At 63.1% G+C, this 25199-nt stretch carries 25 protein-coding genes and 1 pseudogene; 1 reads left to right on the top strand and 25 read right to left on the bottom strand.

The genetic code is table 11. The features are described from left to right. Positions 1–17: 17 nt before the first annotated feature. Positions 18–968, top strand: a pseudogene (locus tag AC1DQR_RS34260) (IS481 family transposase); the annotation flags it as partial. Positions 969–1271: 303 nt separating this feature from the next. On the opposite strand, the gene AC1DQR_RS34255 reads toward AC1DQR_RS34260, so the two are convergent. The 25 genes from AC1DQR_RS34255 to AC1DQR_RS34135 all read right to left on the bottom strand — a co-directional run bounded on the left by AC1DQR_RS34255 (position 1272) and on the right by AC1DQR_RS34135 (position 25194). Further along, positions 1272–2507 (bottom strand): FRG domain-containing protein, encoded by a 1236-nt coding sequence (locus AC1DQR_RS34255; protein WP_477134640.1) that lies wholly within the window; start codon positions 2505–2507, stop codon positions 1272–1274. Between the two features lie 88 nt (positions 2508–2595). Then, complete coding sequence (locus AC1DQR_RS34250) at positions 2596–3336, bottom strand: DUF4376 domain-containing protein (protein ID WP_477134639.1); 741 nt, start codon at positions 3334–3336, stop codon at positions 2596–2598. Continuing rightward, on the bottom strand, positions 3336–4211 hold the full coding sequence (locus AC1DQR_RS34245; protein WP_477134638.1) for a hypothetical protein: 876 nt from the start codon (positions 4209–4211) through the stop codon (positions 3336–3338). The genes AC1DQR_RS34250 and AC1DQR_RS34245 overlap by 1 nt, the downstream gene beginning before the upstream one ends. 51 nt (positions 4212–4262) lie before the next feature. Beyond that, complete coding sequence (locus AC1DQR_RS34240; RefSeq protein ID WP_477134637.1) at positions 4263–5408, bottom strand: hypothetical protein; 1146 nt, start codon at positions 5406–5408, stop codon at positions 4263–4265. Continuing rightward, a complete protein-coding gene (locus tag AC1DQR_RS34235; protein WP_477134636.1) occupies positions 5408–7681 on the bottom strand; it encodes an SGNH/GDSL hydrolase family protein in 2274 nt (757 codons plus the stop codon). Before AC1DQR_RS34235 ends, AC1DQR_RS34240 begins: the two co-directional genes overlap by 1 nt. A gap of 1 nt (position 7682) precedes the next feature. Then, positions 7683–8327 carry a YmfQ family protein gene (locus AC1DQR_RS34230; RefSeq protein WP_477134635.1) on the bottom strand — a complete coding sequence of 215 codons (645 nt, stop codon included), beginning with the start codon at positions 8325–8327 and terminating at the stop codon, positions 7683–7685. After that, positions 8324–9385 (bottom strand): baseplate J/gp47 family protein, encoded by a 1062-nt coding sequence (locus AC1DQR_RS34225; RefSeq protein WP_477134634.1) that lies wholly within the window; start codon positions 9383–9385, stop codon positions 8324–8326. Before AC1DQR_RS34225 ends, AC1DQR_RS34230 begins: the two co-directional genes overlap by 4 nt. Continuing rightward, positions 9385–9735, bottom strand: a complete 351-nt coding sequence (locus AC1DQR_RS34220; RefSeq protein WP_416053137.1) for a phage GP46 family protein — start codon at positions 9733–9735, stop codon at positions 9385–9387. The genes AC1DQR_RS34225 and AC1DQR_RS34220 overlap by 1 nt, the downstream gene beginning before the upstream one ends. Before the next feature lie 92 nt (positions 9736–9827). Beyond that, positions 9828–10445, bottom strand: coding sequence for a phage baseplate assembly protein V (locus AC1DQR_RS34215; RefSeq protein ID WP_477134633.1), 618 nt, complete (start codon positions 10443–10445; stop codon positions 9828–9830). Next, positions 10442–11539, bottom strand: coding sequence for a phage baseplate assembly protein (locus AC1DQR_RS34210; RefSeq protein ID WP_477134632.1), 1098 nt, complete (start codon positions 11537–11539; stop codon positions 10442–10444). The genes AC1DQR_RS34215 and AC1DQR_RS34210 overlap by 4 nt, the downstream gene beginning before the upstream one ends. Positions 11540–11543: 4 nt before the next feature. Next, the gene (locus AC1DQR_RS34205; protein WP_416053134.1) at positions 11544–12779 is read right to left on the bottom strand and encodes a DNA circularization protein; all 1236 of its coding nucleotides are present in this window, start codon (positions 12777–12779) and stop codon (positions 11544–11546) included. Beyond that, positions 12779–14716 carry a phage tail tape measure protein gene (locus AC1DQR_RS34200; protein ID WP_477134631.1) on the bottom strand — a complete coding sequence of 646 codons (1938 nt, stop codon included), beginning with the start codon at positions 14714–14716 and terminating at the stop codon, positions 12779–12781. Before AC1DQR_RS34200 ends, AC1DQR_RS34205 begins: the two co-directional genes overlap by 1 nt. A gap of 127 nt (positions 14717–14843) precedes the next feature. After that, complete coding sequence (locus AC1DQR_RS34195; protein ID WP_416053132.1) at positions 14844–15218, bottom strand: hypothetical protein; 375 nt, start codon at positions 15216–15218, stop codon at positions 14844–14846. After that, on the bottom strand, positions 15215–15589 hold the full coding sequence (locus AC1DQR_RS34190; protein ID WP_477134630.1) for a phage tail protein: 375 nt from the start codon (positions 15587–15589) through the stop codon (positions 15215–15217). The genes AC1DQR_RS34195 and AC1DQR_RS34190 overlap by 4 nt, the downstream gene beginning before the upstream one ends. Before the next feature lie 20 nt (positions 15590–15609). Then, positions 15610–17031, bottom strand: a complete 1422-nt coding sequence (locus AC1DQR_RS34185; RefSeq protein ID WP_477134629.1) for a phage tail sheath subtilisin-like domain-containing protein — start codon at positions 17029–17031, stop codon at positions 15610–15612. Next, positions 17031–17216 (bottom strand): DUF2635 domain-containing protein, encoded by a 186-nt coding sequence (locus AC1DQR_RS34180; RefSeq protein ID WP_416053129.1) that lies wholly within the window; start codon positions 17214–17216, stop codon positions 17031–17033. Before AC1DQR_RS34180 ends, AC1DQR_RS34185 begins: the two co-directional genes overlap by 1 nt. Continuing rightward, positions 17213–17872 (bottom strand): DUF1834 family protein, encoded by a 660-nt coding sequence (locus tag AC1DQR_RS34175; RefSeq protein WP_416053128.1) that lies wholly within the window; start codon positions 17870–17872, stop codon positions 17213–17215. The genes AC1DQR_RS34180 and AC1DQR_RS34175 overlap by 4 nt, the downstream gene beginning before the upstream one ends. Next, positions 17869–18294: a gp436 family protein gene (locus AC1DQR_RS34170; RefSeq protein ID WP_477134628.1), complete on the bottom strand. Its 426-nt coding sequence runs from the start codon at positions 18292–18294 to the stop codon at positions 17869–17871. The genes AC1DQR_RS34175 and AC1DQR_RS34170 overlap by 4 nt, the downstream gene beginning before the upstream one ends. Positions 18295–18297: 3 nt before the next feature. Next, positions 18298–18729, bottom strand: coding sequence for a hypothetical protein (locus AC1DQR_RS34165; RefSeq protein WP_477134627.1), 432 nt, complete (start codon positions 18727–18729; stop codon positions 18298–18300). Between the two features lie 120 nt (positions 18730–18849). After that, a complete protein-coding gene (locus AC1DQR_RS34160; RefSeq protein ID WP_416053125.1) occupies positions 18850–19920 on the bottom strand; it encodes a Mu-like prophage major head subunit gpT family protein in 1071 nt (356 codons plus the stop codon). Between the two features lie 35 nt (positions 19921–19955). After that, the gene (locus AC1DQR_RS34155) at positions 19956–20366 is read right to left on the bottom strand and encodes a hypothetical protein (RefSeq protein WP_416053124.1); all 411 of its coding nucleotides are present in this window, start codon (positions 20364–20366) and stop codon (positions 19956–19958) included. 34 nt (positions 20367–20400) lie between these two features. Continuing rightward, positions 20401–21540, bottom strand: coding sequence for a phage protease (locus AC1DQR_RS34150; RefSeq protein ID WP_416053123.1), 1140 nt, complete (start codon positions 21538–21540; stop codon positions 20401–20403). A 204-nt stretch (positions 21541–21744) separates the two neighbouring features. Further along, a complete protein-coding gene (locus tag AC1DQR_RS34145; protein WP_416053122.1) occupies positions 21745–22320 on the bottom strand; it encodes a phage virion morphogenesis protein in 576 nt (191 codons plus the stop codon). Continuing rightward, positions 22317–23609 (bottom strand): phage minor head protein, encoded by a 1293-nt coding sequence (locus tag AC1DQR_RS34140; RefSeq protein WP_477134626.1) that lies wholly within the window; start codon positions 23607–23609, stop codon positions 22317–22319. Before AC1DQR_RS34140 ends, AC1DQR_RS34145 begins: the two co-directional genes overlap by 4 nt. Continuing rightward, positions 23596–25194, bottom strand: a complete 1599-nt coding sequence (locus AC1DQR_RS34135) for a DUF935 domain-containing protein (RefSeq protein WP_477134625.1) — start codon at positions 25192–25194, stop codon at positions 23596–23598. The genes AC1DQR_RS34140 and AC1DQR_RS34135 overlap by 14 nt, the downstream gene beginning before the upstream one ends. Positions 25195–25199 lie beyond the last annotated feature (5 nt).

Genomic DNA, 25199 nt, shown 5'->3' with positions numbered 1-25199 from the left:
CTGCCCGGAATCCGACCATGCCTTGGAGCACGCGCGACACCATGAGCCTTCGTCAAGAATTCATCCTTCTGGCCCAGCAAGAGGGCAGCAATCGCCGCGAGTTATGCCGGCGCTTCAGCATCAGTCCCCAGACTGCCTACAAATGGCTCGCGCGCTATGCCGAGCAAGGCGAGGTCGGTCTGGTCGACCGCTCTCGGCGGCCCAGTCGCAGCCCGGAACAGACCCACGCCGACCTTGAACAGGCCGTGATCGCGCTTCGCCAGCAGCATCCTGCCTGGGGCGGGCGCAAGATCAGCCGCCGCTTGCAGGACCTGGGGCATACCGAGGCGCCGGCTCCCAGCACTGTCACCTCGATCCTGCATCGCCACGGGCTAATTACCCCGGAGGCCTCGGCCAAATCGGTGGCATGGCAGCGTTTCGAGCATCCCGAGCCCAACCATCTCTGGCAGATGGACTACAAGGGCTGGTTTGCCACCCGAGACGGCGTGCCGTGTTACCCGCTGACGGTACTGGACGACCATTCCCGCTTCAATATCCTGCTCACGGCCTGCACCAGGACCCAGACTGCAGTGGTGCAGCGCCATCTGCGCGAGGCCTTCCGTCGTTATGGGCTGCCGCTGCGCATCAACGCCGACAACGGTGCGCCCTGGGGCAGCCCTTCCCAACCCGGCCAGCTCACGGCTCTGGCGATCTGGCTGATTCGCCTGGGCGTACGCCTGAGCCATAGCCGCCCCGCGCACCCACAAACCAATGGCAAGGATGAGCGGTTCCACCGCACCTTTAAGGCCGAGGTGCTCACCGGCAACGACTTTGCTTCCTGCCGTTATGCGCAGCGCGCATTCGATCGCTGGCGCGATGTCTACAACCAGCAGCGACCTCACGAAGCCCTTGGCCTGGCGACGCCCGTCACGCGGTATCGGCCCAGCCCGAGGCCATATCCGGAGCAGTTGCCGCCAATCGAATACGGCCCGTGTCAACCATGTCCTCGTACATGTGTCACCCATGTCCCCGGTCTATACACGTCGGCAAAGAAGACTAACGAGAAGAAAGCCGACCCTGCCGGGAGCAGAGCAATAAGGCTCTCGAATATCGATGATTTCGTCGTATGGCCCGGAGTGCTGGCGGGCTTCTGCCGGTACCGGTTTGACTGGCCACGAATCTGCTATTGCCCCGGATGCGTGGTGCGGCCCCCGGTAGCGGAATTGTAACGTCGCGCCTAGTTTGGCACGATTTTGCGCGAGGTTCGGCATTCTCACGCAAGGCCTTACCAGTCACTCTGGGGCGTCAAGCCCCCTCCCTTGAGCAGGCCCCATGGGAGAAGGCTCTTCGGGCGGGCACAACTCCGTGGGGCCGCCACTTGGGGCCGGGCGCCCAGGCGGCGGGGAGGACGGCCGCTTGAATGACATTCCATGCTTCAGCATACGACAGACGCCGTCCAGCCCCGGGAACAAGGTGGCGGCGGTAAGGCCCATGAAAGCCAAGTCCTCAAGGGCGGCAACGGCTTGTGACACCGGAAAGTCAACAGCGACGAGATACTTCTTGCCAAGCGCTCGCTCCAGGTTGCAGATGAACCCTTCAACGTTCCCTACGTTGGTCACCATGAAGCGGCCCTGCTGGGCATAAAGTCTTGGATTCCCTCGTGGTGAGACACCTAAGCCTGATACATATGGAAACAAGGCGGGTACGGTGACCAAGTTAGGCGAGTGGTCCTGGAAAAATGCGTCAGATAACCCATAGATCCGGACGCTCTTAACATTAGGCCTACGCGATTCCAGAGCATCCGTAACCGCGAAGTAGGCAGCGATGTAGGGAGAACTCGTCCAATCCAGGAGCGGCGTCGGCAAGCCGTGATGCTGTGCTAGCGCCAGAAGCCGCGAAATATCGTTGCCGTTCCGCATATCAATCTCGGTGCCGAGCACGGCTTCTGCGTGCATGCGAAATGCGGGGATAGTGGTTTCCCAGTACCTCAGTAAGTCTGATCTGCCATGCCGGGATAAGGTGGTTTCCAACCGAAAGGCATTGCTCCCATGGCCGCGAAATGCTGCCACTCCATGCTCATCCCGGGCCGTCTCGACCCACCGCTTAAAGTCTCCCCAAGTGCGACATTTCTTCACGTGGGCAATCCCCCCCTTGGACGTAAGCGGCTCAAGCTTGATCGCTCCCGATCCAGCTGCATCCGTCCATAGCCCGGTAAGTGCTTCCCCTTCCTGGCGAAGTCTGGCGCGGGTCGCCATAGCTCGCTCAAAATCCTCTGGCGAAAGCTGCGCAGCGACGGTTGCGCCGTCCGGGGTGTTGGTGAGGATGAGGGTAGGGGCAAGCTCGAATTGGCCGTCAGGCAGCGCTGACCATTTGGCGCGCACAACAGTAGTTACCGTATGCTCGCCCGGCTTATTTGGCGGATACCAATAGTGGAGCGATGCCTGCTCCGGCAGGTCATCGTCTCGGCAAAGCATTGCCTGCGCCAAGCCTTGTCGAGTCTCAATGTGCCCAAAAAGTTGTTTTTGCATATGCGCTTCGAAGTCCCTCGGAGCGAACATGATAAGGGCAGTGGAGCTCACCCGCGAAAAAGCGTTAAAAGAACGTCGCTTCCTTACGCTACACGTCTGCTGGCCAGACAATCGCTGCCAGGGCGGCTTCGTCACCAGCGGTAGCCGCAGCATCCTTCAGCAGCTTGGCAGCCCGGTGGCAACCATCCCGGTACGCCGCCAGTGCCAGTGCCAGGTCGACCAGGGCATCCGCATCCAACTCGACTTCCGTGTTGTCGGCGGCCGTCCAGGCCATAGTGAAGGCCCGACCGGCAGTCTTAGCCAGGCTGGCGAGCTGTGTGGCGCTCACAATGCGCTTCTCTGACTGATCGCTGGCATCGAACCGTTTCCCCGCGTATGGGAATGTGGCCACCTCCCGCCTGGCCCGTTCGGCGTTGATCTCCGCGACTTTTGCTGCCCTGGCGAGCACCAGGTCAAACGTCCAGGCGTCTGCCGCCCAAACATGAAACGCAGAAGGACGTGGTTCTGACGTGAGCTGCTCGGGGAGGTCACCGAGGCCGTGCCAAGCCAGGTCTCCCTGCCCGAACTCGAACGCGGTGCCATCCGCTGTCCGATAGAGGGCGGTGCCACGCCAATCCGTGACCACGGCCCACTGGCAGGAGTGGTCGACCGGATCCGGGACACCGAGCATCACTGCGACTTGCCCTTCAGGGCCTCCGGGAGGCGGCGTGACTGAGGCAAACGCTGGCACCTGTACGTCGCCCGCCGGCCCGACATAGGCGGGACCGGATCCGAGGAACTCCCCGGTGGCCGGGTCGCAGTGGTAAATGATGGTTTCGGCGTGTTCCATTACTTGACTCGCATGATGTACGGATAGCCCACGCCGCGCTGGCGCGTTTCGGAGCCGCCTGCATTCAGGACATTGATAATGTGGTTGTGAACTCCGCCCCACGGAATGCCGTGCTGGTGCGCTCCATTGACACTTGTGTACTTCGTGACGAACTGCGTCAAGTCCAGCATCGAGGCGCCGGCATCGGCGCCCTGTGCGTCCGGGTTTCCTGCGGCAGGCGAACCTTCGAACCCGTGATTGTGGTCGCCGTTCGTGCTCGTAAGTCCGCCGTGATCATGACCAGCATCGTTGTTGCTTGTCGCCGGGTGGTTGTGGGGCTTCAGATCATCGGCCAGCCAGTCACCGATGTTGCCGCCACGGACGCCCCGCCCGATGTCGGCACCGTAGATTAGCTCGGCACGCAGTTCGGGCAGCCTAATGGTGTTCAAGCCATCACCGAGCGAAAACTTCGTGCGATGGACGGCCTGGGCCAACCAGTCAGCATCGGTAACGACGATGCCGCAAGTCAGCGCGTGGTTTGTCGCCAGCGGATAGAGCGATCGCGGCAGCGTCTGGCCCATGAGCGGCACGCAGTTGGCTGGGATCGATGCGACGCTGCCCATCCACGGTACCGGCACGCCGATCGGCAATCCGCCCTCGGTCGAGATCAAGCCGCGGATCGCCAGCAGCAGCTGAGTACCATCGCCTTTGGCCAGGGCACCGAAGGCCTCGATCACCTGGGCGATGTTCTCCTGAACGTCGTTAAGCCAATCCTCTGTCACCCACGTGGCCTCTTGGCCGGCCAAGGGATCTCCCCCGGTAAAGTAGCCCGGCGTACCGGCAGCCGCGGGAGCCGGTCGAACCGCAACTGCTGTTGGATGGTCGATGCGATGCATAAGATCTGTTCCTCTGTGATTGCGTTAGCTCAGCGGCTTCCTACTTCGCGCTCAGACTGCCAATCCGGCCGCGACCAGCTTCGGTCGATAGCCCGCAAACTCGGCAGCAGCTGCAGCCGCTGCGGTGCGGCCCGAAACCGTCAAGTCCTCGCCAGAGACGCAGTAGTAGTCGCCCTTCATGTACGGATTGATCCGCATACCCTTCGGAGCGACGACCGCGCCCACCGTGACATTGGCCGAGGACTTGGCCAGGGTCAGCGTGGTAGCGGTTGCCCGTTGAATCACAGCGAGGGTCGTACCAGTTCCTTCCGCAGTCGCACCCAGGGTGGTCTTGTTGGCGTTGATGTACGTCTTCAGGGCCAGTGCCATCGCCGTGGCATCCGCGCCGATGTTGACCTGTGCGCCAACTGCGCCGCCCGCCACGAACGTGATGACGTTGCCATTGATCGTCACCGTATCGCCAGCGGCGGGGAGTGCACCGAAAACAAACGTGCCGTGCGACCGACGGCTGGGAAGCCCAAGGGTTCCTGCGGACCCGTAAACAACAGCTACTCCTTGAGGTGCGCCATCAACATAGAACTGCAAGATTCCATTGACGTATGACAGGGATAGTAGGTGTGCAGCGTTCAGAAGAGCGTCAGCGGCACCCTGACCAGCACTGGTCGCCCCGCCATTAGCCCGCACCAGCCCGTAAGGGGCTGCCCCAAGCGGTGTCCCTGATCCGCATTGAATAGACATGCCGGCCGGCGTCACGCCCCAATAAGCACTCGTCTCCGAGACACGGTCCCCTAAAATCTGTGAGCCATTGACCTGGTAGCCCGCAACCATCTTCACCCAAGCATGGATGATCCAGTTGTGGTCTCCGCCTTCGGTATGCATATCCATTTCACCAGCGGGAAAGACGATGGCGCTATCCGAAGTGGTGCTTGTCGAGGCACAAAAAAGTCCCTTGCGCCCAGGCTGCACAGTGAAGACGTTGCCGCCTATTGGACTATACGTAGCGTCCAGTCCGTTCTGGACCAGATTCTTAAAGATCGCGCCACTGCCTAGCGCGCCATCGGGGTTCGGGTTGCTATAAGCACTAAGAAAGTCCAGACGAAACAGAGAGCCGGCGATCACCAGCGGGTCGAGCTGCAGCCTCTCGATCGAGGGATCAGTGAAATCGGTGCCGCTGCGTTGAATGAAGGAGTAGCTCATTATGCGTACCAGCCTTTCGAGGTGATGAAGGAAATAACAGCTCCCGCGATGGCAGTCTTTCCGGCGGTGGTGTAATGGACGCCGTCTGAGGTATTGGCTGCAGCGGGAATATCGGTGGCGGTGCCTGCGTTGTAAGCTGCTCGCACGTCGACGTAGCTATCGGGATAAAGCGCTGCAATATCAGCGTTGAAAGCCACGATCTGGTCGTAGTTCGCTGTGCCAATGGGTTCGGCTACAGCGTTCGTGATGCTGAGAATGCAGATGCGACGAACCAAGGGCTTGTATGCAGCCACCACTGCGGCGATATTTGCCTTAACGGTGTCCTGCCAGCCAGCGGCGCCCACGTCGTTTCGACCCATCCAAACCAGCAGAACGCTGTCCTGCCGCGCCTCCGGATCGATCACCAGTGCAGTGCCAGCTGGCACGGTGCCTGGCAACGTCTGCCCGGCGTCTGGCGTGAACGTGTAGGTGTACCATTGCCCGCCGAAGGTGATCGAGTTTGGCACTGACGTTGCGCTCTGCGTGGAGGTGAGCGTGCCAGTGATACCGAGTATCGAAGCGCGCAAACTCCGAACAGTGCCAACCTGATCGCCCACGCGTGCTATCAGGTGCACGCTGATGGCAGTCAGGTAGTTGGCTACTGCGCCCATTGTGTTGCCGGAGAGACTGCAGGTCAGCGCTAGCGCTCCGTAACGAGCCGCGATCTGGGTGCTGTTCTGACTTCCAATACCAGCGCTTGCATCGCTCGATGGCACTAGCAGTGGCATACCAAAGGCCGCCGCCACCAATGCCGCGTAGTCGCCGGCCGTCAGGCTGTCGCCCAATGGCATGAGGCTTGGGCGCGGTACGACAGGGTGCTCGATGGCACCGCCCAGCTTGGTGCCAGCCAGCAACTGATAGTAGCCCTCGCGCGCGCCGTTGCGGTCCGTGGAATAGATGATCTTGGCTCCATCCGCCGAGAGGCGTGGCGCACTGTTGTTTCCCAGACTCGCGGCAGCGCTGCGTACACCACTGATCTTCTTCGTGCGGCGAATCTGCTGCTTGCCCCCAACCGTTGCCACTTCAAATACGAAGTCTGCGGTCTCAAGCGGCGCCGTTGAGCCAGCACCGTCCAACGCTGGAGAAACGAGCTTTGGGATATAGACCGTACCATCCTCTGTCAACACCCACCCACCGCGATTGCTCGCATCTGCCGATGCGCCGACAACCTTCTTGCCGGCATAGTAGAAGTCCGTGACCCCGCCAATCGCTGCCCCTCCATTGAAGTTCAGCGCATCAAAGCTCCCGCCAACTGCGATTTCAAAGAACCCGTCCTTTGCTCGCGTGACGGTGACGCCGCTCTTCCCCCTCAGCGCATAGTTCGCGTAGTGTTGCCCGTCCTCGGTGATGATGTTCCCAATACGGTTGCTGGCATCAACATGCCCAGAGACGACCCTCTTGCCGCCATAGTAGAAGTCGGTGGTGCCCCCAACCACCGCCCCGCTATTGAACGTCAGGGAATCGAAGAGGCCGAGGATGACCTCAAAAAATCCGTCCGCAGCCCGCGAGATCGATATGCTGGAGTTGCCTCCCCGGATCGCGTACTTCGCATAGTGCTGGCCATCCTCTGTGATGACGTCGCCGATGCGGTTGCTGGCACCGACTCTGCCGAACATGATCCGCTTGCCGCGGTAGTAACGGTCATCAGTCAGATCGGCCAACTGATCAACATACGCCTTCGTGTACGACCCGCTAAGCGGAAGGGCAGCCCCAGCGTTGTTGCGATATACCAACCAGGTCAGGGAGTCCGTGCTCAGCACAGCAAACTGCTGCCCGTTGGCCGTGGCAACGATGCCAGCCGCAGTACCCTCGGCCGCCGTGAAGACCTTTCCCGTGGTGTTAAGGGCGTCTCGCGCGGCCTCGGCGGCAGCCCTCGCCGCATCTGCTGCGGAGGCGCGTGCAGACGCTTCGGCCGCCTTCGCCGTGGAAAGGGCCGCTTGCACGCCGGCCGCAAGCGCCGAACTTCCCGCGATGCCCGCCTGGATGGTCGCTTGAGTCACCGCGCCCGCCACATCGCCAAACTGCTGGGCGATTTCCTGAGCAGCGCTGGCACTGGCAGCGGCTTCGTCAGCCAGGCCCAGTACCTCTTGCGCGATCGGCACTAGCGGCGCCGTGAATTGCGCCAGCACGTCAATCGAGCCAGCCATCGTCTCGCCATCGCGGGTGACCGGAAATAGCTCCTCGCCACGGAATGCCGTGACGCGATTTCTCTTGGAGAGCGGTTTTGATGCCATGTCAGGAAAGGTCCAAAGGGTCGTTGTCTTCGTCCAGGAGGAAGCCATCTCCCTCCTCGTCTATCAGAAGCGACGGATCGCCACCATATGCGAACTGGAGCACAGTGTGAGCGGGAGCTAGTCGGCGAAGCACCGATTCGAGCAGCTCGTTGCCCCACTTCGCGAGCGGCTCGCCCGCGGCGCTTCGCCCCGCTCGGAATCGGAAGATTGTGGTCTCAGCCGCATTAACCCGCCATGTAAATACCCAGGCCTCTCCATATGCAGGCTGCCCAGCTTGGGAGCGCCCTGCGCGAAAGGGCTGAAACTCTGTGATGTTGATGCTGAAGCCGAGGTTCAGAGCAACGAAGATGAAGTACTCCCGCGAGAGGCCGCCGACTTCGTTAATGCGTTGAATCAGCGCTGCCATGCGCTGCTGCAGTGTTTGATTCGGCCCAAGCAATGGATCGGGCAAGCCGTAGACACGCTCCCAATCGGCGAGCATCTCGGCTGAATCGTATGGCGTGATGCCGGCCAGGACCTTCGACGCATCGCTTTGTGCCTGGTCGAGAGCACCGCCCTCCGCAGCGAGCTCAGCTGACAGGCGAGGCTCGCTAGCGTCATAGCTTCCTGGTGGCAGCAGTAGTGCGAGGAGCTCGGCGTGCGTCATACCAGCTCCGACAGGGAGATTGTTCCTAGCCGAAGCCACTCAACGACGACAGGACTAACAACCGGAACAACGTTTGCGGGTGGCGCGTCGATCCGACGATCAATCACAGCTTGCGTATCGGAGACGATGGCCTCGATCCGGGACTTAACCATCGGAGCACCCGGCTGCAAGGTATCGAAATACGCTCCGATCGACGTGTAGAGCTGGGGCAACGCGATATCGGGATCGATATCCCCTTGCAGGGCAAGCGCGAAATCAACCACCTTCAGGGTCGGCACGAACACCGTGGCACCACGTGCGCCCGCAGGCCGATTGCGGTCGATATTGAGCTGGGCCTGAATGATTTGCTCTTCGCTGGCGAGGCCATTGCCGCTGATCACCGCGACGTCGACTTTGCCCACGGCAGTCCGGTGCGGGAACACGTAGGCACCTGTGATGCCAGGGACCTCAAGCGCCCACCCGCGATAGTCGGAAGTCTTCCCGCCGGCGGGCGGATCTTGCAAGCGCGCTAGCAAGCGAGATAGCAACTGGTCCGGCGTCTCGATCTCCAGCCCACCGCGCATCGTGACAATCTGGAACTCGCTAGCCACGCCGCTAGGCGCCGCGCCGAACTGGCCTGGCGTGTCAGCGGCAAGGTTTCCTGCCGTACCCGTGGCGCCGACGGCCGCATTGACGACTACAGTGCCGTCCGCACCCACGATGGCACTCGCGGTGGTGACTATGACTTGGCCGCCTGCCACGCCAGCAAGGCCCGACTGCAGGGCAGCACCTGGAGCACCCTTAGCGCGGATGCTCCCGGAAGCGGCGACGGCCGGCTTCTGGAAGATGCGGCGCAGCGCGGCATGCCGCTTCAGGTTCTCTTCGTCAGCGCTGTCCGGGAATATCTGCCGGGAGATCCATGCCTGATGCTCGTACAAGCCTTCGATCGAACTGGCCGTGGCGCTGGAGCGGACGAAATGGTCCGAGTCCGATCCGGTGTCCGCTTCCGGTTGCTGATTTGAAATGTCGCGCAACTGCGCGTCCCGGATCTGTGCGAGTGTCTTAACAGTGAATGCCATCAGACTACCTTCACAGGGTGCGCAAAGTGTTGGATGCTGCCGCTGGCGTCTTCCACGGCAATTCTCAATCGCAGCCAGCCGCTTTCGACACGTTCCGTTTCCACGACAATGGAGCGTGCCCGGCCGTCCTTAACGAGCGGCGCCAGCGCCTCCTCGGCGTACTGTTTGGCTAGGATTGCAACCCGAGCAACGTCCTTCTCGCGCGCCAGTTCATGGAGCCGAGAGCCAAGTGTGGGATCAGCCCAGTAGGAACCAAGCGGCGTCGCCAGGCGAAGATAGACCGCATTCGCCAGGGTGCTGGTTCGGGTTCCGGTGTAGCCACCGGTCTGGGGGTCGAGAAGAGCGTCCATGCTTCGATTTTCGAGGCATGGCACGTGCTAGATCAGGTGGACGGATGTCAGGGGAGTACTGGGCCGCCAGGACGGTGGCCCGAACGGCAATGCTACATCAATAGGGGCTCGTCGGTGATCCCGCCGGTCTCTGGATGGCGGTGGTGGGCACCGCTCTTGCCGCCCGCGATCACGTCGTCGGCGACCACCTTGCCTTCGATAACAGCAGTGGCATCCCCGTCGCCGCCCTTGACGGCCAGTCCACCATTCCCCCTGAGGAGGCCTTGTGCAATTACCTTCTCGCTGGCTTCCACAAGAGGCGTGACAAGCTCGACTTTCTCTTCCGCGATCACCCGAAACACCTTCGTGGTGACCTCAATGACACGGCCTCGCTGTAGGTGCACCGAATCGCCTTCGTCCGTGTAAAGCGCGACCTCGCCGCTCTTCAGCCCTTTCAGCCGATAGCTGCCATGTTCGGTTGCAATGATGATGCCGTGGCTCGTCTTTCCTCCGATCGGCAGCACCACCACCATTGTTCCTTCCGGAGGATTGGATGTCAGCCCGTAGTGCTGGAACAACTCCGCGTCCTGGAGTTGCTCCCCTGCCAGCCCATTTCCCTGCGCGAGCATCACTGCAGAGTCGCTGTTGGCTAGCGTGAGCACGGCGCGAAAGCCCTGGYGGATACCGGCCATTGCGCGCCGGATCCGTTTGTCGATGTCCCCGACCATCATTGCCCCATGAGTACTGCGTCCGAGAGGATCTCGCCCGGGCCGATCTGTTTGCGATGGCGCTTGCGCTTGGTATGCGGATGGGCGTCCAGCACCCACACGCCATCTTCCTTTAGCGCCAGCGTCGTTCTCGCTCCCTTGACCTGGCCGCGGCCGCCCTCGAAACGCCGCCCCATCAGAAAGTAGATGCCATCAATGCCATGCGGCTCGGATAGCACATGAATGCGCTGGCCTGGGGTCCAGAGGATCCCGTCCGACGCGCGATGGCCGCGGACGACCGCCGAGAGCGTCATGCCGCGCAGACGAGAATCGGCGAGCAGTTTCCGCGCACGTGCCTCCACGGATGCCAGTGTTGGTGCATCGTGGTCCACCACGATCTTAGGGCGATAGTAGGAGACGCCGGTGTCACGCGCCGTGGCCTTCAGGGCGTGCTTGCCAGCTTCCAGTGACGTGCCGTGCGACTGCGCCAATGCGGTGATCTCCGAGTAGCGGTCCGCGATCGATGCCTGCCGGCCCAGGCTCACCAGGTTGTTTCCCTTGCCATCGCGGCGCATGACCAAGCTGGCCACCGGCGGCTTTGAGTAGTCAGGACCACCAATCACGAGCGTGCCGTCTGGATCGAACCAGGGCCACAGCCCGCTTCCTTCCGCGGCGTTGGTCAGGACATCCCAGGCCGTGTCGCACGGGTCGACATTGACCTTGTCGTAGGTCGCGGTGCCTCCCGCCTCGACGCGAATGCGGGATATACCGAGCGGCTTGACAACGTTAGCGATCACCTCGGCGAGCGTGATCTGCTTCGACACGAAGATGGGCGCGGAACAGTCGACCAGGACAGCCGCACCGTCGCGACCACAAAGCATGAGGGTATGCTGGTTCTTCCCGACCTCGTGGTCGATCTCGTCAATTCGCCCCGAAAGCACCGTATCGTTGCCGACGCGCACCTCCACCAGCTCGCCTTCCCTAACGCTGGTCGGTACGTCGATGCGAGGCGCGGCCAGGCTGACCTGCCAGGCGTCTGCAGGAATGAGCAGGTCCGAGTCGATCCGGTAGGTGGTCCAATCGCTATGGACCCGGCCGCCGATCAACAGACTAACCATGTTCTCAGCTCGCGTAGGCACGCAGCACCTCCCCACGGCCAATGAAATTCGGATTGTGGATACTGGGATTGAGGCGCAGAAGCTCGGTCGCCCGGGTATGGTCTGCATACCAATGGTGGGCGATCAACGACAGATTGCCTGGTGCCTCCACCGTTCTGGTTACGATGGGGGGTCTGGCATCGATGGCCTCTATGGCGATCGTCTGAACCGCCAACGCCACATCCTTGAGAGACTCGATCACGGGCCGGGCATCCTCCACGCCATAGGCTTCCCGATAACTGGCCACCGCGACTTCGATCGCGCCGCGGGTATCATTTGCGATCTGCTCGATCTCGGTGTGCGCAAGCGTTGGCGTTTGCGTCTCTGCTGCCAGGACATCGGCGGCAATCGACGCCAGCTCAGTTGCGGTCGCCAGTTGAACCATCGCCGTGACCTTAGCCACATCGGTACTCTGAGCGATCCCCGATGCACCGATGACGGACTGTGAGGCGCTCGCTTGCGCGGGCAACTTGACCACGTCCTGGTATTGGCCGAGCATGCCTTTCCAATCCGAGAACAATACGCCGGTGTCGAAAGAGCGCAGGTCTCCCATACCCTTGATGAGGCCTACCAGGTCACTGTTGAAAGCACGCGGGAAGTTCAGGAAATCCAGCGTGGTCCGAGTAAATCCCGTGACCAGGTTGTAGATTGGTCCGAGGGTACCGCTCAAGATGCCTCTCAGGGCATTCAATCGGCCGTATGCGCCCTTGAGCGCCCGGAGCTTATCCAAGGCCTGCGCAAACACCTCCGATCCTTTGCCGCGTGCTGCCTCTGCGGCCTGGATCGCGCCGTCCGCCCGTTGGTTCGGCAGCGACTGTACGAAGAATGGATTGCCCGGCGTCGCCCGCAGGAACTGCAGTTCCACCGTGCAAGCATCGGGATTCTCCGCGTCATGTCCAACGTCCAGGTCGACCAGTTGGGCGTTTGGAATGCTGCCGAACACCGGGTGGATAAGCTCGCCGACGCCGCGCGTGGCGAGGGCACCGAGGAAGGCGTCCAGGCGCACCTTGTAGTCATCCCCGAAGAAGGTCGCGGTGATCTGGATCTCCCGGGCGCCGAAGCCTAGATCCTCTATGTCTTCACCGTCGACGTACGGGTAAGCGTCCCTGGCCAGCTCCTTTGGAAGCCGGTCTCGGGTCCGCACGCAATCGAACTTAACGCCCCGAAACGAGGCTTCCAGAAGGTCGTCTTTCCAGGCCATCAGTTCCTCCTGGTCTCACGGGAGTTGAAGTTGTTCATGTACTCGGCGATGACCACACCATCAAGCACAACCTTGACAGGCACCGAGATGGGCTGCGGCGCCTTGGACAGCGCCTCGATGGCGGCGGTCTGCTTGTCGAGCTTGTTGAGCAAGGGCGTCGCTCCGGCCGGTGAGGGGTCAGAGGGGTGCGTCCAGTCGTAGATCTTGCTGCCAAGGGTCGCTCCCTTCTCGCCGGTGGAGCGCTCGACCAGGTTGTTGATGCCACCATTCAGCCAGGTGCCGAAGGCGTAGCCGCCCGCACCGGCCGCTGCGGGCAATAGCGCGTAGCGGCCCACCGCGCGCAATGCCGTACCAGCGGCGCCCCGCGCAGCGCCACCAGCCGCGCCGCCGGCACCGCCGGTCAGCACCGAGCCCAATCCCGCCCCTGCGGTGGCCGCGGTTAGAGCAACAAGGCCGGTCGTGGCGCCGGCGAGTGCCGCGGTCAGACCGGGGTACTCCCGAGCGTATGCCGTGAGTTTCTCAGCGGTGTCGCCGATGACGCGATTGAAACCCGAGAAGGCACTGTTCTGCGCGAAGTCTGCCTCGTTCTTGGCCTGCTCGACCTTGAAGGATGGAGTCTGCGCGATGACGGAGAAGTTCTTCTCATTGGCACCCTCTGCGCCCATCGCCTTGGCCTGGACATCCTTAACGTAGGCACGGTTATTCATCAGCGCAACCAGCGCCATCAGCGCCTGCCGATCCTGGATCAGCTTGCCGATTGCCGAGCCCTGCAGGATATCGCCCATGCTTTCCATGGTGGCCTTCTTCTGCTCACCCTTCTCGGTGCCGATCTTCGCCTTCAGGGCCGCATACTGCTTGTCTTTGCCGACAACGCTGTCGACCATGTTGACGAAGGCGTCCAGGGAATCCACGCCGAGCGAGCGGGCGCGTGCCAGGTTACCCGACAGGTTGATACCCACCTTCTGCGCGTCCTTGGCCGTGTCGGCGCTATTGATCTTCGCCAGGAGGTTGACCAGGTTGTTTCCGGCCTCGTCCTTGGTGCCGGCAGTGATGACGGATGCCTGATTGGCGGCAAGCAGCTTGGCGAAGCCACCCACACCTGAGAGCCCGGAGTTGCGGGCGGCCGCCATCTGCTGAGGCAACCACTTCGCCATGTCCTTGAGCTCGAAGCCACCTTCCTGGCCAGCGACGAGCGCCATGTCCAGGATCTTGGGCAGTTCGGTCTCTTTGATCTTGAACGTCTGCATGGCGCGCAGGGCGATCTGGCTGAGCTGGGTGGGATCGGCGCCCGAACCGGTAGCGAACTTTTGCAGCGTCGGCAGCATGCGCACGGAGGAGTCGACGCTGAAGGCACCCGAAGCGATCAGTTGGTCGAGCGTTTCAGCCGCCTGGTCCTTCGAACCTCCTCCGAAGCGGACGGCAGACTTAACAGCCTCCTCCAGGGTACGCATGCCGGCGATGCGCCCCTCAACGCCGCGGTCTGCATAGGCGGTGTTCGACATCATTGCCAGACGACGGTCATAGCTCATCTGCGCACCGGCGGGACGGCTTAGCACGTAAGCACCTGCGGCGACGCCCATGCCGATTCCAGCAGCAGTTTGCATACGCCGAACCGCGCCGCCCGCCATGCCCATACCGCGTTGCAGGGCCGATACCTGGCCCATCTCGCGGCGAAGCTCAGCGACCTTGGCGCGCATCGCATCGAACGCGCGCGCTTGCTCGCGAGCCGAGGCAGTCCCGGAGGCCGCCAGGCGCTGGTAGGCCAGCTCGGTCTGGCGGATCTCGCGCTGGATGCGCTGCTCGGAACGAATGCCCAGCGTCTCTCTCGCCTGAAATAGCCGCTGGCCCTCGCTGYGGACACCTTGCAGCGCCTGCGTGGCCGGCCGCGACATCTGATCGCGGGTGGTGAGGCGAAGAGCAACGTTAAGGTCTGACATCACGCGTTCCTTGGTTTGCGCTTACGCTGGCTGACAACGCGCTTGCTGGTCTCCTGAGTAGTGCGACCGCCCCGAGACGAGGATGGCCGCAGCAGCGCGGCCATATACCCCTCGAACTCGGCTTCCGTCATGTTTCGGACGGTGGACTCGGGGATTCCGATTCGGCCGAGGGCGACGATGGCGAGCCGGAAGGGGCGGAGTCGTTCCTCCGCCGCAGCCGCTTTTTTTTAACCTCTGCCACGTGGGCGCCAAGGATGTCCAGGTCCTCCGGCATAAGCTGCTCCGAGAGCAACTCATACGTGATAGCCTCACGCGGAATGGTGCCCAGGGACTCCAGTGCGCGCGAGTACATATAGACCTCAATGCGCAGCCCGGAGGCTGGCCCTTCCGTTTCCTCGACGGCAGCGATGTTGTCCGCCACCGTCGGCAGGCGCAGCGCGAAGTCGTAGTGAACCTCGCCACCGAACTCGACGCCGTACAGGAGGGAGCCAGTGATCTTCATTCGTTCACCTTGCGCGCGGCGAAGATGCGGATGTCACGACGCGCCTCGTTCTCGACGGAGTACTTATCGCTGACCTCGGTGGCGTAGCAGTCCAGGTAACTCTCTCGCTTGCCACCGGCGCTCGCAGGGTAACTGGTGAGCTTTGCGCCCTCCAGGGTCAGCCAGTCCTTGTCGCCCGTCAACGGAACGACCACCGTCACCGACAGTTCGTGTTCCTCGATGCCGCGCGCAAAGCCCTTTACGCGGCGATTGCGGTTCATCGTCTTGACAGGCTTGGTGCCAGTCCGCGAGGTGACACTGAAGTCCACCACGTCGATTTCCTGGCCGTCCCACTCCAGCACGATGGCGCCAGCGTATTCTTCCAATGCCATATTGGCCTCCGGATGTTAAGTTACAGGAGCAGGTCGATGCGGCCGGCGAACACATGCAAGCCATTCACCACATCGGTCGGGATCTTGGCGTTGAGGCGATTGTTGTCCTGGCTGTCGCGCTCGACGATCAGACCGTCTTTGTTCGCCTCGACGTTCTCGACGATTTCCAGTTCTTCGAGCTTGATTAGGACGTCGAGCAGCTCGGAGCGGACCTTCTCTGGCGTCTTCTCCGATAGCTTCTCCCGCGGGAAGCGCAAGGCGATCCGCTCCCGACAGGCCTTGCGAACGTAGTCGAGGGTGGCAATGGTGGTCACGTCGAGCAGCGATACATCGTCGACACCTTGCGGGTCTTTGGTGTATGTGGAGATCGCGCGAACGATCTGCACCTTGTCTCCCGGGCCGATCTCGAACGGCGTCAGACCGTTGTAAAGCGCGTTTTCCTGCTCGGTGCGAGACGGGCGGTCGACCAAGCTGGTGACATCCAGGCCTGTGAGCGGCAGGGTGTTAAGCGGGCGCGCAGGATCTTCTTCGCTCGCCATAACTGCAGCATAGGCCGCGGAGATCTCCGCAGGCAGCTTCACGGAGCCCCGGTGCCAACCGATCGAGATACGCCCCGCATTGATGGCCGCCGCCAGCGTGCTGCCTGCCGCTAGGGTTCCAGGGAAGCCGGCCACGCCGCGCGCTCCACGCTGCTCCATGGGGCCGGACACGGCGTCCAGGTGCGTACGCAGCGTCGTCAGAGCGGTCTGGGTAGAGAACGGGCAGCCGATGATGTTGTGGCCCGCTGCGAACAAGGATGCCAGCGCAGGCGCCAGATCCGGATCGTTCAATCCACCTGTCATCGCCGTCACGGTGCCCGTGACACCGGCGGCTTGGCTGGTAGCCCCAAGCTTGATGGCGTTGCCGTGCTCACCCTTGTTCTTCGCGGTTAGCGTTACTACCCCCGCTGCGGCCGTTGCCGTGACCGGTAGGTCCGGCTGGTTGGCGATTTGGTTCACCAGCTTGGTTGCCAGTGCCGTTGCGGTGTCGGCCGTGCTGACGGGAATATCGACTGAGGTGCCAGCGATCGACAGCGAGAAGGCTCCAGCTGCAGCCGCTGGCCCCGTCAGCGTAACCGTGCCCGCCGCGGCCACGCCAGCGACCGCGTCGTCGATACCCATGATGGTGAGCTGCAGGTACGGGTTGGCCTTGATCGCGGCGCGCGCCATCAAGTGCGCGATTGAGCCTCGGCCGAACAGCGATGCGGCCTGCTCATCCGAGAACACGTCAGACGGCGTGGGAGCGGCCTGGCCGGCCGCCGGCTGTCGCTGGGCGACGAACAGCACCTTCTGCAGATTGCCGGGCAATGTGCGTACGGCCAGCCGGGTGTTGAACTCGAAGTACTTCCCCGGCTTGCGGATGGAAGACGGGATCGCGTCGAAACTGATATTTGGGCTGGCCATCAGGCGCCTCCGTTGCTGGCCCGCTTGCGGGCGGGGGTATCGTTGACTTCGACCAGGTCGCCTTCCGCCAGGCGCCGCATGTAATAGGCGGTGCGCTCGACCTCGACGTCCTGGTCCTCGGTGATGTATTCCCGCGGGCTGTCTTCCTTCGGAACGGACAGACCGGGCGCGGCCTTAACCTTCATGGGTTGCTCCCGTGCGTAATGAGATCCTGGGCGTCGGGCTTGCCGTCGTCAGGCTGCAGGTAATAGTTGAGGCCTGTGTGCAACCAATCCGGATCTGGCACACCGAGCTGTCCGTCGTAGCGACCAAAGACGTCGTCAGGCTGCCCATCGCCCACCTGATCGGGAAATCGTCCGTTCTGCAGGACTTCCTCGACCCAAGCTGTATGGAATTCCAAGGCGTAGCAGGAAAACGCTTCCCGATCGAGCAGCACGTGTCGCAGGGTACGGATCCGACCGGGCGCCAGGTGGCGCACTGGCAGGCCAAGATCCTGCTGGGACAGCAGCCGGCGCACGGCGTAGATCAACGTGTTGGTGCCGACCTCGTGCAGGGCCGGGCCGCCATGCCGCGCGGTTTGCTCGTTGCGCACGCTGCGCGCACCCACCATCACCGCGAATAGGGCTTCGGCCTTCCACTTCTCGCGACTGGTTGCCGTGGGCTGTGTGTCACGCACGCCGCCGAATGTGACCCAGGCCGCGGGAAAGCGGCGAATCACTTCGTCGGAGTCGTCGTCGAGCTCGCCGCCGTACGTTTCGACGGACCTAACCATCTTCCCAAGGCCAAGGCGGAGCCTCGCCACCATGGCCAGCTCGACTGCTGTGATGATCGGCGTGCTCACAGTGCCCCCCGGCCACGGGCGAAGGCCTTGCCGCCGCTGTTGAAGATCACCGGGTTGTCGGCAGCCGGCACCGTGCCGGTGTCGCCGACTGGGCCGATGGAGACGGCACCGGAACTGACCTTCTCCAGAAAGCGGGTCGCATTGCGATACCGCTCGTTGATAACCTCGGTCAGCCGGGTGCCGGCGCCGCACAGCCGGTAGCGGGCGATATCGCAGCACAGACCCGACAAAAAGCGCGGCGCCTGCGCAAGCGGAACGGCATAGCGGCCAGCCAGGTAGCTGTCGATCTCGCCGCTGGCATCGTCCAGTGCGCCCGCCAGGACGCCTGCGTCGACGGCACCGGTGCGATCGCGATCGGTCAACTCGACGAGCTCATCCTCGCCGAAGCGGGCCGCCATGTCGCTCTGCGTTGCGTAGGCCATGGCTTACTTCTTGGCGGTGTTGGCCTTCGCTGCCGCCTGGCCAGCCGCGGCTTCACGCGCGGCCAGACCGGCTTCGCGTTCGACCAGGGCAGCTTCTGCAGCAGACACCGCGTCCTCGCGGGACTTGACCGCGTTTTCGCGCACGGTGAGCGCGTTGTCTCGCTCGCCGAGCTCACTGGCCCAATTCAGTAGCGCCGACTTGGCCTCGTCGCGATCGGTCTCCTGGGACACTTCCACGACGTTGCCGTCCTCGTCGATCGTCACTTCGACTTCAACCGCGACCAGATTCGGGTCGCCTTTGATCGCGGACACATGGTCTTGATGAAGCGTGTCCAGCGGGAGATTTTTCGGCTCGGCGCCGAATTCGTGTCCAGCGCGGCGAAACGAATCCTTCCGGCTGACGACGCGAAGCACTTTCACTTTCTTGGTGGCCATTATGGCTCTCCATCAGATCGGTTTAACCCGCCGGAACCCCGCACTGCTGCCGAGGGTTCCGGACCTTCTTCCTCCGCGCTTACGGCGTCGCGCGGCTGTACCAGGGCGGGAGGTATCCCGTTAGCTCAGCCAGGGCGTGGTGAGCAGCTTGGCCGTGTTGTAGTAGACGTTGGTCGCGCCGGCGCCATTCTTCTCCGCCTGCAGCACTTGCATGCCTTTGCCTTCCAGCGAGGGCGGGACCACCAGGAGCGAGGGGCGAACACCGAGCGGCTTACCGTTGTCACCCTTGATCGACATCAGCGCAGCCCGGGCGGCGCCGTAGCTGTCGGCGGTCAGCTCCTGCTTCGAGGCGTAGGCGAGCTGCCAGAGGCCGAAGCCGACGTTGGAGCGAGCATCGACGCCGTAGCGGAACTTCTTGCTGGTGAAGACCTGTTCGTCGGTCTCCTGGTCCATCGCGACGAACTTGTAGTCCTTGCGCACCTGGTAGATGATCGGCTTGACCATCTTCGAGACGTCCAGCAGATACCAGGCGGTACCGGTGCCACCCTGGAAGTTCGACGTCGAGCCGATGGTGCCGTCCGCCTGGAGCACCGGGTGATCGGTGTCGAAGAAGTACTGGCCGTCGTAGCAGGATTGGCCAAAGCCAGCCGCCAGCAGCGCAAACACGAGCTCGTCGGGGTGCTGCTTCGCGTCCAGGCCGAGCTGGGAGATCATCGGGCCATATACGTTGTACGAATCGTCTTCGATTTCGTCGCGGTCAATGGTGACGGTGTTTTCCCACGGCTTGTTCTTGATGGCGAAGTCGTGAAGCATCAAGTTCTGCAGGACGCGATCGCCGATCCATTCGCGGAATCGCGTGGTCTGGCCGAGCCACGGATAGACTTCCTTGGAGGTCTGCGACGGGACGCGCATGGCGATCTTGTCCCAGTCCGCCGGCACGCCGTCGAAGGCCTGCTGGAAAAGCACCTTGTAGCCCTGGAACAGCGCATTCAGGCTAGCTCGGTTGATGACGATGCCCGCCGCAGCGAAGCCCAGCATGCGATCGTCGATCTGCAGCGCGGGCAGCTGTGCCAGCGGTACGATCGCCGCAGCATGGCTGGAGGCGCCTACCGCGTTGGCCAGGCAGAGCGCCAGGCCGATCATCACCGTCGCAGCGACGGCGAATACCCATTGGTGTCGGGTCGATTTCATTGATATCTCCGGGAGTGGATAGTTAAGCGCTCGGGTTAAAACTCGACCCAGACGCCGGTGGCGTCGACGTCGCGGATCTTGCCGGCCAGCGAGCGCGTGTTGGTGCCGCTGGTCTTGGCCACGGTTTGGTCGTCGACCAGGTAGCAGTCCGCGCCGACGTCGGCCAGGGTGATCTGGTCGGTCGCGGCCGAGTTGGCCACATGCCAGAGGCCGCGGCGGACCCGGACACGGATGTCGCCTGCGGCTCCGCCCGTGTTGTCGGCGATAGCTTGGGCGATGCCAACGGACTTCAGCGTGGTGGCTGTCGCCCCCTTGGTGGCGGTGCCGGTCGCCGTGTCGATCGCCACGATCGATCCGGCGAAGATCTTGGTGTTGGCCGCGACGGGGAATTCGAAATCGATCCCGGCGCGGAAGGTGGTGTTGCGATCGGCGGTGAGCGCGGTCATGCAGGTCTCCAGACAGTTGAGGCGGCCCTGAGGCTTAGGCCTTGGGGTTGTTCACCTTGGCGTAGGCGGCGGGGTCAACGCCCAGCGAGGCACAGATGGCGAGCTCCATCTCGCTGGCCGACTCGGCTTCCTGGCCCGCCGCCTTCGCCGCCGGCGGTACGACGCCGCCGGTTTGCGTTCCACGCAGCGCAGCGATCGGCTTGGCCTTGTCGACGTAGGACTTGAGGGCGGCGAGGTTCGACTTGCCCAGATCTCGGGCCCAGCCTTCCATGGTCGGATGCAGGCGGCCATCCGACAGCGCGGCGGTGACCAGGCCGTCGATGGTGACCACCTCGGCCTGGATGTTGTGAGTCGCCAGCTGTTCGGTCAGTGCGGCGAGATCGGTACGCAGGCCTTCGACCACGACGATCGGCACGAACAGCGCCGGGTCGACCTGGTTGACGGTCAGGGCGGCGATCTGTTGATCGCGCTGCGCGAGCAGCTCGACCAGGTTGATGGCTGCGGCAGCGGTGCCCTCGTTGGGCGAGAGCTGGTCGATCAGCTTCTTCAGCTGCACCTTGATGTCATCGGCGGTCGCACCGACGGGCATATTCAGCAGCCATCGCAGCTGCTCGAGCAGTTCATCCATGTTGGACTCCGGGGAAGATTCGACGGGCAGTGCCCCCGTCTGGGCGGTTAAATCGGCGAGCAGGCGCGAGGCGGCCGCGACGGTCACTTCGTCCATGCCATCGAGCGCGGGATTGTTTGTGAGGGCTGCATGCAGCAGCTGGCCAACCTCGCCGGTCTTGGGGTCGTAGCTGAAGACCGGGCTGATGAAGCGGTATTCCTTGGCGGCGATCATGGTGCCCGCCTTGTCGGTCCACTCCACGTCGACGGCGAAGAGGCCTTCGCCTTCGCGCCACTCGACCTTATGGAACCAGCCGGCCGCCGGTGCGGGGTGACCGCTGGTTGCGGCTGTCAGAGTCTGGTGTTCGTAGTCGATTACATACGGCGTCTCCCGTGCGTTGACCTGGGCAACAATGGCAGCAGCCGTGGCGGCATCGATGTGCCAAGCGTCGCATTCCTTCGGACGTCCGTCGCGGGCGCGGAAGGCCCCGGCCGGCATCAGTTGGATAGCACTGGAGCCGGTCGAGATCTCGACAGAGAGGCGGGCGATGAGGGCACGGGTCGTCATGTCGCCATGATGGCGACGGGACGGTCATGGGGTGAGGTGGAAGCGTGTCACCCGGAGGGGTTGGGTGTTTCGCGGGAGCGTGACGGGCGCGGATACCGCTGGGAGCGGTTTTAACATGCCCTTAACGCTAGTGACACCCCCTAGGGTGTACCGACGGTGGTCCGATGGCCCTCCGACGCGCCACGGGCGCGTTTTCCGGATGGGCTATCCGAGGAGGTTGGCGAGGTATTCGGAGACCGTACGCTCGATATTGTCGGCATCGACCTGCGTGAGCGCAAGGAAGGGGCGCGCGGGGATCTTGGTCTTGCCCTCGCTGGAGGTGTAGCGGACCGTCCGGACGCGCTTGTGCGAGTCCTTGGCGAACACCGCCAGGCGCGCAGCACGGCCTTTTGTACCCTGGCGGATCAGATTGCCACGCGCATCGGTACGCAGTCGCACCCAGCCGGAATGCGCGGCACGGGTGATCTCCCCGCCGAACTGGTGGATAGCTGCATAGCGAACGTTCGTGCCAACGGCCGCCGACTCGCCGTCGGCGCGCGAAACGATGGAGGCAGCCAAGCGGCCCTTGTCCTGCAGGATCTTGCCGTCTCCGCGGCGCTTGCGCGTGGCGGGCGCCAGGCCAAGCCACTTGGGGCGCCCCTCCTGGGCAAAGTTCTCCTCGACGGCGTCGGCCATGATGCCGGCGATTGACCGCATGAGCGGACGCTTGCTGCGGGAGAAGCCCGCCAGTCGCCCTAGCGCCTGGTCAACGTTCTTGAAATCTAGGGAGATCTCGATCATGGCTGTTGCTTCCTATATTGGAGGAACGTTCCGCGCATGGCATCGACAGCCCGGAGCTGGTCGTCCTCCGCCGGCAAGCGCGCGGTGGCGACGCGGTAGCTCCAGCCGTCCTGGCTGTATTCGAAGCCAGCCGCCAGCCATTCTCCGGTGTCGACCTGGTAGGTCTTAACGTAGCGGCGAGTGAGCCTCCATGCATCGTCGAACCGCTCCCAGGACAGCCAGACTTCGTCAGGCATGCGTACAGCGTCGGCCAGGAGGCTGGCGTAACGCTGACCCCAGACCCACTCCGGTGGGGGCGAGGCAAAAAGCGCATCGGAGATGGCCAGCCGGGCGCCTGTGACGTCTTCGAAGGCAGTCGCAGCGCCTGGCGTCAAGCCAAAGCGCTCCATGAACGCCGCGCTGTATCGCTCTGGGCCTTGTCCCGGAGGCAGAAGCCGATCCGCTGCAAGCGGCGTGGCCGCCGGCGCGGCCGGCAGGGGTGCCCCGTGCGGGACACTTCGGATCAAGTCAGCACGCGGTGGCGGCGTGAACGGTGCAGCCCAGGCCTGACCGGCATTGAAGCCGAATCCCGGGTCAGCCATGAAGTTCTTGCCGGTGAGGGGATCCCTGTAAGCGACCGTGGGCCGGGTCTCTCCGTCCCGATTGATGACCTGGTCAACTTCGGTGAGCTGGCCCTCGCTGGAGGATGGCGCCAGGTCGAGGCGATCCACATCGCCGCGGCTGCGCGTGCGGACTCGGCAACGACACCGGTAGCCGTTAGGCGGGTAGAAGGTCTTCCAGAACGGATCGTCGTAACGGAAGACGCGTCCGTTAAGCACGCGGTGCGCGGGGCGCGTTCGATTGTCCATCACAGCCACGTATTCCCAATACGGGCGGTCGTCGACGCTCTCAAGCTGGGTTGCGAAGCGGCCGGCCATATAGGCAGACTGCATGTTGGTGCGGAAGATGGTGTCCAGCCGCCGCGGCGTCAGGCGCTTGCCCTGAATCTCGCCCGTTTGCTCGTCGACCAGGTAGCCCTTGCCCAGCCAGCCCTTGCGTTCTAGGGTGGGCATCAGGTCCTTCTTGAACTCGGCGAAGGTCTTGCCGGCACTTAACGCTTTGTCCAGGGCGCCGCGGATGTCCTGGAGCACGTCGACCTTCATCACGCCGGCGGCGGTGAATGCGCGCGCATGGGCCTCCTGCCAGACGTCCTCCCATTTGAAGCCGATAGCGTAGCCCTTGCTCTGGAAGTACCGGATAGCCTCCTCGGGCTGGAGGCCTATGGCGTACGCCAGGTCAGGCGTTGCCATTCAGCCGCCCCCACACGTCGGCCACGAAGATCGCACGCGCAAGCAGCTCGGCGACCACCGTCTCGTCGAGATTTGGGTACGCGGCGACCAGCGCCTCGATCGCCTGGTCTGGATGCTCGCCCGCCTGGATAGCTTGAATAGCGGGCGCAAGCAGTTTAGCCATCTCGGCACTTAACGCTTCGGCGGGCAGGTTGCCGGCGGCGACATCGAGGGTGTGCTGGTCCGGGTAGACGATCTCGCCCTGGTCGTTGGTCAGCACAGCACGGTAAGTCATGGCGGCTGTCCTGACCGGCGCTTCCTTCGCCCGCATCTCAGGCGGCACGATCATCTCCGGCCGGGCGATCTGCAGCACGTCCTCGCCTTCCTTGGGCTCCGGGATGGCAAGCTTCTCATGCGCCCAGGTGCGCGGCACCTTAAGGCCCAGGCCAACCAGCTTGGGCAGCGAGTCAGCGTAGAGCTTCATGTCTTCCGGCGCCCGCGTGTCGAAGACGAAATCAGGCATGCGCCGGCGGTCGACCTGGTCGAAGTTCAGCGCACAGATGGCATAGATGATGTCGCGCTTGATGGTGCCCGCGAGCTGGCGCGCATCCGAGACCATCAGGTCGTGCCGGACCTCGTTGTGCACGTTGCCCAGGGCGTTGGTCGAGGACTTCCCGTCGGCCTGGCTGGTCAGGGTGCCGCCGAGGATCACTTTGGACTGGGTGCGCTCGCACCAGCTGATCATTGCCTCGAATGGCTCTTCCGTCCCCTTTGCGGCTTCCTTAAAGTCGATCTCCATGCCTTCTGGGATGATGCCCGCGGCATTGTGACCGATCTCCGAGACCGCACGCAGCAGAGCCAGCTTTTCGTCCTTGCTGGCCCCGGTGCCATAGGTGCCCACCCGCAGCGGAAGGCCGTAGATCTCAAGGAACTCGGCCAGATCTCGCACAGAGAAGTTCTTGAAGAGGTACGGCCAGGCCAGCACACGGTGCAGCCCGCCGCGCGCCACGTAGCCGGATTTGGCCTTATGGCGGTGCACTGCCCAGCCGAACGGCCAGAGCTCCTCGCCGCGGGCCTGATAGCCGCGCAAGCGCAGCTCGTCTGGCTCCCCGAAGGGCGTCATGAACCAGCGTTGGGGGCGGTGTTCCAGTTTAGCGGGCAGCCAGACACCGTCCACGCGATCCCAGCTGATCTCAAGAGCGGAGAACCCATGGCCGACTGCATCCAGAAGATCGAGCAGGACGTCTTCGAAGTCCGGCAGATCCCGGAACCACTGGTCAATCAGTTGCGCCTGGCGTTTTTCCTGTGCCGACGCGCCGGCCGGCGGATTGATGGACCAGTCGAGCGTCAGCAACGCGCGCTTGCGCTTGCTCATCTCAGCGAAGATGTGCCCGTCCTTCTCCTCCATGTCCTGGAACAGGTCGGACTGGGCGATCAGGTCGCCGATCTCCGCCAGCTCCAAGATGCGGGCCAGACGGGCCGGCGTCAGGCCGCGCGAGGGGTGGCCGGCGTAGTCATGATGCAGGGCCTGCAGGCGCGCGGACTGGGATTCGGACAGGACGGTCCGCTCGATGGGACGTCCGAACTGGTCAACGATTTTTGCCATGGTGG

The sequence above is a fragment of the Cupriavidus sp. 05L411 genome (assembly GCF_056398045.1).
This window is presented reverse-complemented; position numbering and strand designations above follow the sequence as displayed.

What these genes read in the sequence shown, in the direction of transcription:
- AC1DQR_RS34255 (WP_477134640.1), bottom strand. Translation starts at nt 2,507, where the DNA reads ATGCAAAAACAACTTTTTGGGCACATTGAGACTCGACAAGGCTTGGCG.
- AC1DQR_RS34250 (WP_477134639.1), bottom strand. Translation starts at nt 3,336, where the DNA reads ATGGAACACGCCGAAACCATCATTTACCACTGCGACCCGGCCACCGGG.
- AC1DQR_RS34245 (WP_477134638.1), bottom strand. Translation starts at nt 4,211, where the DNA reads ATGCATCGCATCGACCATCCAACAGCAGTTGCGGTTCGACCGGCTCCC.
- AC1DQR_RS34240 (WP_477134637.1), bottom strand. Translation starts at nt 5,408, where the DNA reads ATGAGCTACTCCTTCATTCAACGCAGCGGCACCGATTTCACTGATCCC.
- AC1DQR_RS34235 (WP_477134636.1), bottom strand. Translation starts at nt 7,681, where the DNA reads ATGGCATCAAAACCGCTCTCCAAGAGAAATCGCGTCACGGCATTCCGT.
- AC1DQR_RS34230 (WP_477134635.1), bottom strand. Translation starts at nt 8,327, where the DNA reads ATGACGCACGCCGAGCTCCTCGCACTACTGCTGCCACCAGGAAGCTAT.
- AC1DQR_RS34225 (WP_477134634.1), bottom strand. Translation starts at nt 9,385, where the DNA reads ATGGCATTCACTGTTAAGACACTCGCACAGATCCGGGACGCGCAGTTG.
- AC1DQR_RS34220 (WP_416053137.1), bottom strand. Translation starts at nt 9,735, where the DNA reads ATGGACGCTCTTCTCGACCCCCAGACCGGTGGCTACACCGGAACCCGA.
- AC1DQR_RS34210 (WP_477134632.1), bottom strand. Translation starts at nt 11,539, where the DNA reads ATGGTTAGTCTGTTGATCGGCGGCCGGGTCCATAGCGATTGGACCACC.
- AC1DQR_RS34205 (WP_416053134.1), bottom strand. Translation starts at nt 12,779, where the DNA reads ATGGCCTGGAAAGACGACCTTCTGGAAGCCTCGTTTCGGGGCGTTAAG.
- AC1DQR_RS34195 (WP_416053132.1), bottom strand. Translation starts at nt 15,218, where the DNA reads ATGAAGATCACTGGCTCCCTCCTGTACGGCGTCGAGTTCGGTGGCGAG.
- AC1DQR_RS34190 (WP_477134630.1), bottom strand. Translation starts at nt 15,589, where the DNA reads ATGGCATTGGAAGAATACGCTGGCGCCATCGTGCTGGAGTGGGACGGC.
- AC1DQR_RS34185 (WP_477134629.1), bottom strand. Translation starts at nt 17,031, where the DNA reads ATGGCCAGCCCAAATATCAGTTTCGACGCGATCCCGTCTTCCATCCGC.
- AC1DQR_RS34180 (WP_416053129.1), bottom strand. Translation starts at nt 17,216, where the DNA reads ATGAAGGTTAAGGCCGCGCCCGGTCTGTCCGTTCCGAAGGAAGACAGC.
- AC1DQR_RS34170 (WP_477134628.1), bottom strand. Translation starts at nt 18,294, where the DNA reads ATGGCCTACGCAACGCAGAGCGACATGGCGGCCCGCTTCGGCGAGGAT.
- AC1DQR_RS34165 (WP_477134627.1), bottom strand. Translation starts at nt 18,729, where the DNA reads ATGGCCACCAAGAAAGTGAAAGTGCTTCGCGTCGTCAGCCGGAAGGAT.
- AC1DQR_RS34160 (WP_416053125.1), bottom strand. Translation starts at nt 19,920, where the DNA reads ATGAAATCGACCCGACACCAATGGGTATTCGCCGTCGCTGCGACGGTG.
- AC1DQR_RS34155 (WP_416053124.1), bottom strand. Translation starts at nt 20,366, where the DNA reads ATGACCGCGCTCACCGCCGATCGCAACACCACCTTCCGCGCCGGGATC.
- AC1DQR_RS34150 (WP_416053123.1), bottom strand. Translation starts at nt 21,540, where the DNA reads ATGACGACCCGTGCCCTCATCGCCCGCCTCTCTGTCGAGATCTCGACC.
- AC1DQR_RS34145 (WP_416053122.1), bottom strand. Translation starts at nt 22,320, where the DNA reads ATGATCGAGATCTCCCTAGATTTCAAGAACGTTGACCAGGCGCTAGGG.
- AC1DQR_RS34140 (WP_477134626.1), bottom strand. Translation starts at nt 23,609, where the DNA reads ATGGCAACGCCTGACCTGGCGTACGCCATAGGCCTCCAGCCCGAGGAG.
- AC1DQR_RS34135 (WP_477134625.1), bottom strand. Translation starts at nt 25,194, where the DNA reads ATGGCAAAAATCGTTGACCAGTTCGGACGTCCCATCGAGCGGACCGTC.